Source organism: Methylocystis sp. JR02 (assembly GCF_030063565.1).
Classification (GTDB): Bacteria; Pseudomonadota; Alphaproteobacteria; order Rhizobiales; family Beijerinckiaceae; genus Methylocystis; species Methylocystis iwaonis.
Genome location: NZ_JASIRC010000001.1, coordinates 381,706 through 394,827, shown reverse-complemented (window position 1 = coordinate 394,827; position 13,122 = coordinate 381,706). Strand labels below are relative to the sequence as shown.

Sequence of the window (13,122 nt, the reverse complement as noted above, 5' to 3'; positions counted from 1 at the left end):
TCCTCGCAATGACGGACGCGGGGCTTAAGCCTTACGCGCTCAATGCGCCACGTTCGACCAGATCTTGCGCTTGGTGAAATAGAGAAGCACGGCGAAGACGAACAGGAAGGCGAGCACGGCCTGTCCGACGCGCTTGCGGGCGTCGAGATGCGGCTCGGCGACCCACATCATGAAGGCGGTGACGTCCTTGGCGTATTGGTCGACGGTCTGCGGCGCGCCGTCGTCATAGGTCACGGCGCCGTCCGACAGAGGCGGCGGCATGCCGATGCGGTTGCCGGGCATATAGGCGTTGTAGAATTGGCCTTCAGGGATTTGCACCCCATGCGGCGGCTCGCCATAGCCCTTGAGCAGCGAAGCGATATAGTCGACGCCATGCTCCTGATAGGAGAAGCCCGGCAGCGCGTCGAAGAGGAAGGTCGGGAAGCCGCGCCCATAGCCGCGCGCCTTGGCGAGCACCGACATATCCGGCGGATAGGCGCCCGACATCGCCGCGCGCGCCGCCTGCTCATTGGCGAAGGGCGGCGGGAAATGGTCGCTCGGCCGCGCGGGGCGATCGAAATAATCGCCCGTATCGTTCGGACCGTCCTTGACCTTGTAGGTCGCGGCGAGGTCGGCGACTTCCTTCTCGGAAAACTCCGGCCCGCCCGGCTGGCTCAGATTGCGGAAGGCCAGCATTTTGATCGAATGGCAGGTCGAGCAGACTTCCTTATAGACCTTGAAGCCGCGGCGGAGCTGCGCCTTGTCGTAGCTGCCCAGCGCGCCCGCGAAGCTCCAGCTATGGACCTCCGGCTTCTTCTCGTGATGCCCGGACTCGGCCAAGGCCGGCGAACCCGCCAGCGCGCCGGCGAGCAGGGCCGCGCCCGAAAGGAGGGACAGGAAACTGCGCTTCATCGAGGAGTCCTTGAGGGCAAAGAAGGATCGCGCGTCACGCATGGGCGGTCTTCCCCGTGGCGACGGCGGCGTCGATCGACTCCGGCACAGGCTCGGTCTTTTCGACCTTGCCGAGCCAGGGCAGGATCACGATGAAATGCAGGAAGTAGTAGAAGGAGAAGATGCGGGCGAGCCACAGATAGACGCCTTCCGCCGGCTGCGCGCCGAGATAGCCGAGCCCGACGCACACCGCGACAAAGACCCAGTAGAATTTGCGGAACAGCGGCCGGAAGCTGCCCGATTTCACCTTCGACGTGTCGAGCCAGGGCAGCGCCATGGTGATGAGGATCGACAGGAACAGCGCGATGACGCCGAGCAGCTTGTTCGGGATGGCGCGCAGGATCGCGTAGAAGGGCAGGAAATACCACTCCGGCACGATATGCGGCGGCGTCACCAGCGGATTGGCCTCGATGTAATTGTCCGGATGGCCGAGATAATTCGGCACGAAGAACATCATCCAGGCATAGAGCACAAGGAAGGCGCCGATGGCGAAGCCATCCTTCAGCGTCGCATAGGGCGTGAAGGGCACGGTGTCCTTCTCGACGTCCTTCACCTCGACGCCGGTCGGATTGTTCTGCCCCGTCACATGCAGCGCCCAGACATGCAGCGCGACGATCGCGACGATGATGAAGGGCAAGAGATAATGCAGGGCGAAGAAGCGGTTCAGCGTCGGATTATCGACCGAGTAGCCGCCCAGCAGCCAGGTGGTGATCGAGGTTCCGACCACCGGGATCGCCGAGAAGAGGTTGGTGATGACCGTCGCGGCCCAGAAGGACATCTGGCCCCAGGGCAGGACATAGCCGAGGAAGCCCGTCGCCATCATCACCATGAAGATGAGGACGCCGAGGATCCACAGCACCTCGCGCGGCTCCTTGTAGGAGCCGTAATACATGCCGCGGAAGATGTGGAGATAGACGGCGAGGAAGAACATAGAGGCGCCATTGGCGTGCGCATAACGCAGCGCCCAGCCCCAATTCACGTCGCGCATGATCTTTTCGACGGAGTCGAAAGCGAGCGTCGTCTCGCCGGTGTAGTGCATGGCGAGCACCACGCCCGTGACGATCTGCGCCACCAGCATGAAGGACAGGATGGCGCCAAAGGTCCACATGTAGTTCAGATTCTTCGGCGTTGGATAGGCGACGAAGGAGTCGTACATGAAGCTGATGATCGGCAGCCGGCGCTCCAGCCAACGGGCGAAGCCGCTTTTGGGCGTGTATTGGGAATGTCCGCTCATTGGAACTTTCTCGAATGGATCGATGGCGACGAAGGACGCGAGAAATGCGGAAAGGCGCGCGGCCTATCCGATCTTGATTTTCTTGTCGCTGACGAAAGCGTAGGGCGGCACCTCGAGATTGGAGGGCGCCGGGCCGCTGCGGATACGGCCGGAGACGTCATAGGTCGAGCCGTGGCACGGGCAGAACCAGCCGTCATATTCGCCGGCCTTGCCGGTCGGAATGCAGCCGAGATGGGTGCAGACGCCGATGACCACGAGCCATTCGGGCTTCTGGACGCGCTTGGAATCGGGTTCGGGATCGGGAAGCTCGGCGAGCGGCGTGTCCTCGGAGGTCTTGATCTCCTCCGGGGTGCGGTGACGCACGAAGACCGGCTTGCCGCGCCATTTGACGGTCACGATCTGGCCGACGGCGACGGAGGACAAATCCACTTCCGTGGAGGCCAGCGCCAGGGTCGAAGCGTCGGGGTTCATCTGCGAGATCAGCGGCCAGACCATGCCGCCGGCGGCGACCGTCGCGGCCGCGCCCGTCGCGATATAGAGAATGTCTCGGCGGCTCGGCTCGGCCGGCGTATGTTCTGTGACGTTCTTGCTGCTCACGCCCTGACCTCTTCCCAATCGCTGCGAATAAAGAGCGCTCGGCTGGCAAGCGCAAGCTCCACTCGAAACAATCGTTCCACTTTTTCGCAGCTTGCGCTAGCCCGTGGCGGCGGCGCCGATGCGGCGCGCAACGGTTGAACCCCGTCCGCGCGCGGCTTATGTGGCGCCATTCCGCCATCATGTCCACAAGCGCAAGCCGGGATTTTTCGCTCTTTCCCTTCGCAGCGCACAATCGCGGCGATTTGCCGCAAAGCTTTGACTTTCCGCAGGATCGAGATTCATGCCGCCGCTCGCGCTCGCCCTCTATCAACCAGACATCCCCCAAAACGCCGGGACCATGCTGCGCATGTGCGCCTGTCTGGGCGTCGAGGCCGCGATCATCGGCCCCGCCGGCTTTCCCGTGACCGACGCCGCCTTCCGGCGGGCCGGCATGGACTATCTCGACCTCGTGACGCTTCTCCGGCACGCCTCCTTCGACGCCTTTCAGGCTTGGCGCAGTGCACAAACCGCCGCGGGCCGGCGCCGGCGGCTCATCCTGCTCTCCACCCGCGCCGAGGCGCCCTACACAGCCTGCAAATATGAATCCGGCGACATTCTGATGGTCGGGCGCGAATCGGCAGGCGTGCCGGACGACGTCTTCGCGGCGGCCGACCTTGCCGTCACGATCCCCATGAGGCCCCAGGCGCGCTCTCTCAATGTGGCGGTTTCCGCGGCCATGGTCATCGGCGAGGCGTTGCGGCAGATCGGCGGCAACCAAACCGAGTGAACAAGCGTTACCTCCCTGCGCGCCGCCGCATATCGGGCGGGGGCCTGCCGTGCAGGATTGTCGTCGACCGCCAATTTCAAGTCGTGAGCGATTAGGGAGGCAAGAGTGATTGAGGCCGGAAAAGAACAGACTCCAAAAGTTCAGTCGACCCTGGATATTTGCGAACGCCTGCTGAAATTTCTCAACGGCGTCCTCGTGACGCTCCTTTTCGGCGCGGGCGTCGTGTTCCTCATCGTCGAATTCCCGACGCTGAAGTCGAGCTTCAACGATCTTCTCGGGCGCATCAATCAGGTACAGTCCGTCGAATTCGTCAATCTGAAGGTCGTCTTCGGCGCGCCGGACGTGCTGGGCTCTTTAGCGATCTACAAGACGCTCGAAAAAGACGATCGGGAAAAGGCGGCGACGCTGAAATTGGATTTGCGCGAGTTGCGGCCCGAATGGTTCGCCCGGCTGCTCAATGTGGGCGCCCAGACCAAGCTTTGCGATTTCGAGCGCGCGACCGACGAGATGCAGGAGTCGCGTTTCATCGACAAGCAATTGGAGCGCATGGCTTTCGTGACGCTCTCCGCTTCTCCCGAGGACAAGGCCGCCGTCCTGCGCGACATGGCGACTGCCAAGGCGGAAAAGAAAGAATGGACGATCGGCGCGCCGCGCTCCTGCTATCGGGCGACGCTGACCGGCCGCGGCTGGAACATTCGCACCGCGATCGTCGAATATCTGACCATCGGGCTGACGACCGCCGCCTCGCCGTCGCAAACTCCCGGCCGAGGGAGGAATTTGACGATCGCGACCGACTGACCGCCGATTTGACAAGGCGCGGCGCGCGGCGTTTCTGAGCGCTCGAAAAGGAGACGCTCATGAACGCCGCGCAAGACCAGCTCGAAGCCCGCAAGAAAGAAGCGCGCGAGTGGTTCGAGGCGCTGCAATTGCGCATCTGCGCCGCTTTCGAGGCGCTGGAAGATGAGGCGACGGGCCCCTTCGCCGAGACGACCGCGCCGGGGCGCTTCCAGCTCAGCCCCTGGGAGCGGCAGAATCACGATGGGGCTCCGGGCGGCGGCGGGCGCATGGGCATGATCCATGGGCGGGTGTTCGAAAAGGCCGGAGTCCATTGCTCGACGGTCTTCGGCACTTTCCAGCCGGAATTCGCCAAGCAGATTCCGGGCGCCGCCGAAGACCCGCGCTTCTATGCGACCGGCATTTCGCTCATCGCCCATCCCTGGAACCCGAACGTCCCCGCCGTGCATATGAACACGCGCTTTGTCGTGACGAGCAAGGCCTGGTTCGGCGGCGGAGCGGATCTCACGCCCGTGCTCGACGCCCGCCGCACGCAGACGGACCCGGATTCGGTCGACTTCCACGCGGCCATGCGCGGCGCCTGCGAGCGCCACCCCATCGCCGACTACAAGCGCTTCAAGGAGTGGTGCGACGAGTATTTCTACCTCGCCCATCGCAAGGAGCCGCGCGGAATCGGCGGCATATTCTATGATTATCTCAATAGCGCGGGCGATCCGGCCAACCGCGGCTGGGACAAGGACTTCGCCTTCACCCGGGACGTCGGCGAGAGCTTCCTGGCGATCTACCCCGAGCTGGTGCGGCGCAACTTCGCCGTGCCCTGGACGCCCGAGGAGCGGGAAGAACAGCTCATCCGCCGTGGCCGCTATGTGGAATACAATCTGCTCTATGACCGGGGCACGATTTTCGGGCTGAAGACGGGCGGCAATGTCGAGTCGATCCTCTCCTCCATGCCGCCGAGCGTGAAGTGGCCTTAACCTGCCCAGCCCTCACCCCCGTCATGGCCGGGCTTGTCCCGGCCATCCACGCGGCAAACGCGCCGGCCTCCTTCAGACATTGCCATCGCTGCCCGGCGTGGATGCCCGGCACAAGGCCGGGCATGACGGCGTTACGCCTGCCTCACCCTGCCCGAAACGTCCACGCCCGGTTGAGCGCATAGGTCACGAACATCGCCAGCACCGTCGTCACGGCCTGCGCCGGCAGATAGGGCGCGCCGAGCCGCTCCACGAAGAGGCTCATGAGCAGGTAAGTCACGCAAAAGCCGACAAAGGCGACCAGCCCAAAGCGCCAGCCGGCCTCGGAATGGGGGCGGTCGCTCGCGAAAGTATGGCGGCGGTTGAGGACATAGGCCACGACGCCGCCGGCCACATAGCCGCACAGCGCCGCCGGCACCGGCGCCCAGCCGCCCGCCTCCACCAGCGCGATCAATATCGCATAATGGATGAGCGTCGCGCCGACGCCGACCGACGCATAGGTCGCGAGCTGGCGGACCATCAGCGCGGAAGCTGGGAATAGTAGCGGGCGAGGTCCTGCATTTCCTCGTCCGTCAGATGGCGGCTTTCGTAGCGCATCTCCTTGTGCGGGCGCCGGCCCGACTTGAAGTGCTGAAGCTGCAGGTAAAGATAGCGGTCGTGCTGCCCTGCGAGATTGGGAATCTCCACGTCATTGCCGATCCCATCCGGCCCATGGCAGGCGGCGCATTCGGCGACGACCTTGGCGAGGTCGTATTTCGGCTCGGCGCGCGCAGGAGCGGCGAGAAGACAGAGAAGCGCGGCGCAGGCGGCGATGGACCTCATGAAAATTTTCTCCGAAGGGCTCTGCGCCGCTTATGAGCCGGAGGCGCGCGCCCGCGCAAGACCGGCAGAGTCGCGGCGTCTGGTGGACTTGAGCCAGAGGACCAGGGGTTTTTCCACAGGCTTCGCGCTGAAAGACCCGTCATTGCGAGGAGCGAAGCGACGAAGCAATCCAGAGCCGAGATGACGCTCTGGGTTGCGTCGCTTCGCTCGCAATGACGGCCGACCTTCCGGCGCCTGGCCTTGCCTGCCCCTTCACACTCGCGTCATTCTCGTCTAGACAGACCTCGACTTTCGAGCCGGGCGCGCCCGCTCGCCGCCTGCAAGACAGGCATTCGGGACGCGTGCTGGTCCAAAAGGCCGGGAACGCGGCCTTTTTTTATGCGCGCCCATCTCATGGCGCGCCGACGGGCGAAGGCTCCCTCAGCCTCAAGGAGGCCCCTTCAGGGGCCGTCCCGAAGCGGAGGAAGCCGCAAGGACGATTCCCTCCCCGTCCACATGTTTCGAGACGCCTGCCTCGCAGGCTCCTCGGAGATGAGGGCGGGGCTTGAGCGCGTTATCCGCGCGAAACAAAGAAGCGACATGCCGAAAAGAACCGACATATCGACTATCCTGATCATCGGCGCCGGGCCCATCGTCATCGGCCAGGCCTGCGAATTCGACTATTCCGGCACGCAGGCCTGCAAGGCGCTGAAAGCCGAGGGCTATCGGATCGTTCTGGTCAATTCCAATCCGGCGACGATCATGACCGACCCGGACCTGGCCGATCGCACCTATGTCGAGCCGATCACGCCGGAATTTGTCGCGAAGATCATCGAGAAGGAGCGCTACGCCATTCCGGGCGGCTTCGCGCTGCTCCCGACAATGGGCGGCCAGACGGCCCTCAATTGCGCCCTCTCCCTCGAGAAGATGGGCGTGCTCGAAAAATTCGACGTCGAGATGATCGGCGCTACGGCGCACGCCATCGACAAGGCGGAGGACCGCGAGCTCTTCCGCGAGGCCATGACCAAGATCGGCCTCGACACGCCGCGCTCGCATCACATCAAGACGCTCGCCGCGGCGCTCGAGGCGCTGGACGACATCGGCCTGCCCGCCATCATTCGCCCGTCCTTCACGCTCGGCGGCACCGGCGGCGGCATCGCCTATAACAAGGCGGAATTCATCGAGATCGTCGAGCGCGGCATCGACGCCTCGCCGACCAATGAAGTGCTGATCGAGGAAAGCGTCCTCGGCTGGAAAGAGTACGAGATGGAAGTCGTCCGCGACAAGGCGGACAATTGCATCATCGTCTGCTCGATCGAGAATATCGATCCGATGGGCGTGCATACCGGCGACTCCATCACCGTCGCCCCGGCGCTGACGCTCACCGATAAAGAATATCAGATCATGCGCGACGCCTCGCTCGCTGTGCTGCGCGAGATCGGCGTCGAGACCGGCGGCTCCAACGTGCAATTCGCTGTCGACCCGCGCACCGGCCGCATGATCGTTATCGAGATGAATCCGCGCGTGTCGCGCTCCTCGGCGCTGGCCTCGAAGGCGACTGGCTTTCCCATCGCCAAGGTGGCCGCGCGGCTCGCCGTCGGCTACACGCTCGACGAAATCGCCAATGACATCACCGGCGGCGCGACGCCGGCCTCCTTCGAGCCGACGATCGACTATGTTGTCACCAAGATTCCCCGTTTCGCCTTCGAGAAATTCCCCGGCTCCGAGCCGGTCCTGACGACCGCGATGAAGTCGGTCGGGGAAGCCATGGCGATCGGCCGCAATTTCGCCGAGTCGCTGCAAAAGGCGCTGCGCTCGCTGGAGACGGGCCTTTCCGGTCTCGACGAGATCGAGGTCGAGGGGCTCGGCAAGGGCGACGATATGAACGTCCTGCGCGGCGCGCTCGGCACGCCGACGCCGGATCGCCTGCTCGTCGTCGGCCAGGCGCTGCGTCTCGGCATGAGCCAGCTCGAAGTGCATGAGGCGAGCAAGATCGACCCCTGGTTCATTGCGCGCGTTGCAGAGATCGTGGCGCTCGAAGAGAAGGTGAAGAAGTTCGGCCTGCCGACGGACGCCGAGAATCTGCGCAAGCTGAAATTCGCCGGCTTCTCCGACACGCGCCTTGCGACTCTCACCGGGCTCGAAGAATCAGCCGTGCGCGCGGCGCGCCACGCGCTCGGCGTGCGGCCGGTCTATAAGCGCATCGATACTTGCGCGGCGGAATTCGCCTCGCCCACCGCCTATATGTATTCGACCTATGAGACGCCCTTCGCCGGCGTCCCAGCGAATGAGGCGAACCCCTCCGATCGCAAGAAGATCGTCATTCTCGGCGGCGGGCCGAACCGCATCGGCCAGGGCATCGAGTTCGACTACTGCTGTTGTCACGCCTGTTTCGCGCTGGCCGACGCCGGCTTCGAAACGATCATGATCAACTGCAATCCCGAGACGGTCTCGACCGACTACGACACCTCGGACCGGCTCTATTTCGAGCCGCTGACCAATGAGGACGTGTCGGAGATTCTCGACGTCGAGAAGTCGAACGGCACCCTGATTGGCCTCATCGTCCAATATGGCGGCCAGACGCCGTTGAAGCTCGCGCATGGCCTCGAAAAAACCGGCGCGCCCATCCTTGGCACGCCCGTCGATTCGATTGATCTCGCCGAGGACCGCGACCGCTTCAAGCGCCTGCTCGACAAGCTCGGCCTCAAGCAGCCCAAGAACGGCATCGCCTATTCGGTCGAGCAGTCGCGCATCGTCGCGGGCGAGCTCGGCCTGCCGCTCGTCGTGCGTCCTTCCTATGTGCTCGGCGGCCGCGCCATGGCCATCATCCGCGACAGCGGCGCGCTGGATGATTATCTGCTCGGGACTCTGCCGAGCCTCGTGCCCTCCGAGATCAAGACGCGTTACCCCAATGACAAGACCGGGCAGATCAATATGGTGCTCGGCAAAAACCCGCTGCTCTTCGACCGCTATCTGACCGACGCGATCGAAGTCGACGTGGATTGCATTGCCGACGGCGCGCAAGCGGCTATCGCGGGCGTCATGGAGCATATCGAGGAAGCCGGCATTCACTCGGGCGATTCAGCCTGCTCGCTGCCGCCGCGCTCGCTCACGCCGGAGACCATCGCCGCGCTGGAGGAGCAGACCAAGAGCCTCGCCATGGCGCTGGGCGTCGTGGGGCTCATGAATGTGCAATATGCGCTCAAGGACGGCGAGATTTACGTCCTCGAAGTCAACCCGCGCGCCTCGCGCACCGTGCCCTTCGTCGCCAAGGTCGTCGGCGCGCCCTTCGCCAAGATCGCCGCGCGCGTGATGGCGGGCGAGAAGCTTTCGGCCTTCACCCTGCCCTCCGCCCCGCCGAAGCATATCGGCGTGAAGGAAGCGGTCTTCCCCTTCGCGCGCTTCCCCGGCGTCGACACGGTGCTCGGCCCGGAGATGCGCTCGACCGGCGAAGTCATCGGCCTCGACGTTTCCTTCGACGCGGCCTTTGTGAAGAGCCAGCTCGGCGGCGGCACCAAGGCGCCGCGCGGCGGCGTGCTGTTCGTCTCGGTGCGCGACGCCGACAAGCCGCGCATCCTCCCGGCCATCCGCCTGCTCACGGACATCGGCTTCAGCGTGGTCGCGACCGGCGGCACCGCCCGCTATCTGCAGGAGCAGGGCATCGCCGCGCAGAAGATCAACAAGGTCTCGGAAGGCCGGCCGCATATCGTCGACGCCATCAAGAACGGCGCGATCCAGCTTGTCTTCAACACGACAGAAGGCGCGCAGGCGCTCGCCGACTCGCGTTCCTTGCGCCGCGCGGCGCTTCTGCATAAGGTTCCCTATTATACGACTCTCGCCGGCGCGATCGCGGCGGCGCAGGGCGTGAAGGCTTATGTGTCGGGGGATCTAGAGGCGCGGGCGCTGCAGGATTATTTCCGGCCCGCAGCCGGCTGAAGATAAGGAAGATAGAAGGCGCGCTTCCCAAGCCGCCTTCGGGCGTTGGCGCGGCGGAATATCGCGCCAAAAGCGCTCGGAAGGCATGGCGCTGCGCCGCTTTCGCGGCAAGACTATCGGACATATGATTCGGGGTTTCCCGCGCCGGCGCATTTGGCCCGCGGGGGCGAGGAAGACATTCCCCGACAATTGATCGGAAAGGCGAAGAGCGAGACCAATGGAGAAGGTGCCCATGACAGCCGCTGGCTATGCGGCGCTCGGAGAGGAATTGCGCCGTCGTCAGCAGGAAGACCGCCCGCGCATCATCCAGCAGATCGCCGAGGCGCGCGCCCATGGCGATCTGTCGGAGAACGCGGAATATCACGCGGCCAAGGAATCGCAGTCGCTGAATGAAGGCCGCATCGCGGAGCTCGAGGACAAGCTCTCCCGCGCCGAGGTCATCGACATCTCCAAGCTCACGGGCTCCACGACGATCAAATTCGGCGCAACCGTCACGGTGGTCGACGAGGACACCGAAGAGGAGAAAGCCTATCAGATCGTCGGCGAGACCGAAGCCGACGTGAAGAGCGGCCGCGTGTCCATTTCGAGCCCGATCGCCCGGGCGCTGATCGGCAAGACCGTCGGCGACACCGTGGAAGTGAAGACCCCCGGCGGCGGCAAGAGCTATGAGATTTTGAAGGTCGCCTTCGTTTCGTAAAGGGCATTGTGGCGGGACCAGGAGAATTCGTGGCCGGCTCCGGCTCTCGCCCACCCCCTCTCGCCGCAACCGGAAAAGTCGAAGCAGCGCCGGCGCAGCCGACGCTCCGCATCCTCGCGGACGGCCGCGCCGGACATGAAGCCCAGACGCTCGGCGTCGCCGAAGCGCTCGGGCTAACCCCCGACATCCGCCGCATCGCCCCCCGCTGGCTCTATGAGCTTGTTGCGCCTTTCGGGCCGCCTGATCCTTTGGACGCGCAAGCCTATGCGCCGCCCTACCCGGACATCGCCATCGCCGCCGGCCGGCGGACCATCCCCGCTCTGCGGCGCCTCAAGCGTTGCTCGGGCGGGCGGACCTTCACCGTCTATCTCAACGCCCCAGCCTCGGGCCTGAAGACGGCGGACCTCATCGTCGCCCCCCGCCATGACAGGCTCACAGGCCCGAATGTCGTCGCGCCGATCACGCCCCCGAACCGTATCACCCCCGAGCGGCTCGCCGCCGCCCGCGCGGCGCCCGACCCGCGTATCGCCGGCTTGCCCCGCCCGCGCGTCGCCATGCTCGTCGGCAGCGCCGAGGGGCTTCTTTACGATCTCGATTTCATCGCGAGCACGCTTCTCGACGCCGGTTATGGCGTGATGGCGACCGCCTCCCGCCGCACGCCGCCAGAAATCGCCGCCGCGCTACGGCAAGCTCTCTCTGCGCCCGGGGGCTGGTTCTGGGACGGCGAAGGCGCCAATCCCTATTTTTCCATGCTGGCGAACGCCGACCGCATCGTCGTGACGGGCGACAGCGTCAATATGGTTGGAGAGGCGGCGGCGACCGGCGTTCCGGTTCATGTCCTCGAACCCTTCGTGATCCGGCGAAAAATCAAGGCCTATCTCGCCGCGCTCGAAGGCGCGGGCGCCATCCGTATCTGGCGGGGGCCTTTCGAGGATTGGACATATAAGCCGATCAATTCGACGCCGATGATCGCGCGGCGGATCGAGAAAGACTACGCCGCTTTCCTCGCGAAGCAGCGCAGTTGCGGCGCGGCGCATAATCGCTAGATTGCCGCCCTCCCCTCTTTCCGCTGGCGGAAAGAGTGAATTGCATCGCAACCCGAGAGTCCCCCATGTCCGCCCCCAACCATGCGCGCGTCATCATCATCGGCTCAGGGCCGGCCGGCTATACGGCGGCGATCTATACGGCGCGCGCCATGTTGGAGCCCATGCTCATCGCTGGCTTCGAGCAGGGTGGCCAGCTCATGATCACGACGGAGGTCGAGAACTACCCCGGCTTCGCCGAGCCCATCCAGGGCCCCTGGCTGATGGAGCAGATGCGCCTGCAGGCCGAGCATGTCGGAACGAAGCTCGTCTCCGACCATATCGTCGAAGCCCGCCTGGACAAGCGGCCCTTCACGCTCATCGGCGACAGCGGCGCGACCTACACCTGCGACGCGCTGATCATTTCGACGGGCGCGAAAGCGAAATGGCTGGGCATCCCGAGCGAAGAGAAATTCAAGGGCTTCGGCGTCTCGGCCTGCGCGACCTGCGACGGCTTCTTCTTCCGCGGCAAGAAGGTGATCGTCGTCGGCGGCGGCAATACGGCCGTCGAAGAAGCGCTTTACCTTTCCAACCTCGCTTCCCATGTCACCCTCGTGCATCGGCGCGATACGCTGCGCTCAGAGCGGGTGCTGCAGGAGCGGCTGCACAGGCAGGCGAATGTCACCGTGCTCTTCGAGCATGTGATCGACGAGGTGGTCGGCACAGAAGGCCCGCTTTCCGTCACCGGCGCACGGGTAAAACACGCAAAAACCGGCGAGACGCAGCTAATCGACGCCGACGGCGTCTTCATCGCCATCGGCCATGCGCCCGCCTCGGAGCTCTTCAAGGGCCAGCTCGAATTGAAGTCCTCGGGCTATATCGCGGTCGAGCCGGGCTCGACCCGCACGAATATCCCGGGGGTCTTCGCGGCTGGCGACGTGGCCGATGAAGTCTATCGGCAGGCGGTGACCGCCGCGGGGCTCGGTTGCATGGCGGCGCTGGAGACGGAGAAATTCCTGCTCGACGCTCCCGCGCTCACGACCGAAGCCGTGTAGAGATCAAGAGAGAGACATGACCGAACGCGTCGTCTTCCAGAAGAAAGCCATGCCGGTCGAGGTCGAGGCCGGCAAGACCTATTACTGGTGCGCCTGCGGGCGAAGCGCAAAGCAGCCGTTCTGCGACGGCGCCCATCAGGGCACGGGGATCGAGCCCGTCGCCTACAAGGCAGAAGCGACCGGCAAGGCTTTCTTCTGCGGCTGCAAGGCCACGAAGAAGGAGCCGCTTTGCGATGGAGCGCATAAAGAGTTGTAAGCATAAATTGCGCGCGCGAGCCCAAACCGGCTTGCCGTCATCCATTCGTCCGCTACCTCCGG

At 64.5% G+C, this 13,122-nt stretch carries 13 protein-coding genes; 8 read left to right on the top strand and 5 right to left on the bottom strand.

The window, feature by feature from the left end; translation table 11 throughout:
* Positions 1–39 precede the first annotated feature (39 nt).
* The 3 genes from QNA11_RS01740 to petA all read right to left on the bottom strand — a co-directional run bounded on the left by QNA11_RS01740 (position 40) and on the right by petA (position 2,761).
* Positions 40–933 carry a cytochrome c1 gene (locus QNA11_RS01740; RefSeq protein ID WP_283481721.1) on the bottom strand — a complete coding sequence of 298 codons (894 nt, stop codon included), beginning with the start codon at positions 931–933 and terminating at the stop codon, positions 40–42.
* On the bottom strand, positions 926–2,164 hold the full coding sequence (locus QNA11_RS01735; protein ID WP_202072659.1) for a cytochrome b: 1,239 nt from the start codon (positions 2,162–2,164) through the stop codon (positions 926–928). Before QNA11_RS01735 ends, QNA11_RS01740 begins: the two co-directional genes overlap by 8 nt.
* 63 nt (positions 2,165–2,227) lie before the next feature.
* Complete coding sequence (petA, locus tag QNA11_RS01730) at positions 2,228–2,761, bottom strand: ubiquinol-cytochrome c reductase iron-sulfur subunit (protein WP_283481720.1); 534 nt, start codon at positions 2,759–2,761, stop codon at positions 2,228–2,230.
* Between the two features lie 280 nt (positions 2,762–3,041).
* Between petA and QNA11_RS01725 the strand changes: the two genes are divergently transcribed.
* The 3 genes from QNA11_RS01725 to hemF all read left to right on the top strand — a co-directional run bounded on the left by QNA11_RS01725 (position 3,042) and on the right by hemF (position 5,296).
* Complete coding sequence (locus tag QNA11_RS01725) at positions 3,042–3,527, top strand: tRNA (cytidine(34)-2'-O)-methyltransferase (RefSeq protein ID WP_283481719.1); 486 nt, start codon at positions 3,042–3,044, stop codon at positions 3,525–3,527.
* Between the two features lie 105 nt (positions 3,528–3,632).
* Positions 3,633–4,325, top strand: coding sequence for a hypothetical protein (locus QNA11_RS01720; RefSeq protein WP_283481718.1), 693 nt, complete (start codon positions 3,633–3,635; stop codon positions 4,323–4,325).
* Between the two features lie 59 nt (positions 4,326–4,384).
* Positions 4,385–5,296, top strand: a complete 912-nt coding sequence (gene hemF, locus QNA11_RS01715; protein ID WP_283481717.1) for an oxygen-dependent coproporphyrinogen oxidase — start codon at positions 4,385–4,387, stop codon at positions 5,294–5,296.
* 142 nt (positions 5,297–5,438) lie between these two features.
* Here hemF and QNA11_RS01710 read toward each other — a convergent pair whose 3' ends face one another.
* Both QNA11_RS01710 and QNA11_RS01705 read right to left on the bottom strand, forming a co-directional pair.
* Entirely contained in the window at positions 5,439–5,813 is a 375-nt protein-coding gene (locus QNA11_RS01710) for a GtrA family protein (RefSeq protein WP_283481716.1), read from the bottom strand.
* Complete coding sequence (locus QNA11_RS01705; protein ID WP_202072653.1) at positions 5,813–6,115, bottom strand: c-type cytochrome; 303 nt, start codon at positions 6,113–6,115, stop codon at positions 5,813–5,815. The genes QNA11_RS01710 and QNA11_RS01705 overlap by 1 nt, the downstream gene beginning before the upstream one ends.
* 579 nt (positions 6,116–6,694) lie before the next feature.
* Here QNA11_RS01705 and carB point away from each other — a divergent pair.
* The 5 genes from carB to QNA11_RS01680 all read left to right on the top strand — a co-directional run bounded on the left by carB (position 6,695) and on the right by QNA11_RS01680 (position 13,060).
* Positions 6,695–10,030 carry a carbamoyl-phosphate synthase large subunit gene (gene carB, locus QNA11_RS01700; RefSeq protein ID WP_283481715.1) on the top strand — a complete coding sequence of 1,112 codons (3,336 nt, stop codon included), beginning with the start codon at positions 6,695–6,697 and terminating at the stop codon, positions 10,028–10,030.
* Between the two features lie 217 nt (positions 10,031–10,247).
* The gene (greA, locus tag QNA11_RS01695) at positions 10,248–10,727 is read left to right on the top strand and encodes a transcription elongation factor GreA (RefSeq protein WP_202072651.1); all 480 of its coding nucleotides are present in this window, start codon (positions 10,248–10,250) and stop codon (positions 10,725–10,727) included.
* Positions 10,728–10,756: 29 nt separating this feature from the next.
* Entirely contained in the window at positions 10,757–11,773 is a 1,017-nt protein-coding gene (locus QNA11_RS01690) for a mitochondrial fission ELM1 family protein (protein ID WP_283481714.1), read from the top strand.
* Between the two features lie 65 nt (positions 11,774–11,838).
* A complete protein-coding gene (trxB, locus tag QNA11_RS01685) occupies positions 11,839–12,804 on the top strand; it encodes a thioredoxin-disulfide reductase (RefSeq protein ID WP_283481713.1) in 966 nt (321 codons plus the stop codon).
* Positions 12,805–12,820: 16 nt separating this feature from the next.
* Positions 12,821–13,060 (top strand): CDGSH iron-sulfur domain-containing protein, encoded by a 240-nt coding sequence (locus tag QNA11_RS01680; protein ID WP_283481712.1) that lies wholly within the window; start codon positions 12,821–12,823, stop codon positions 13,058–13,060.
* Positions 13,061–13,122: the final 62 nt, after the last annotated feature.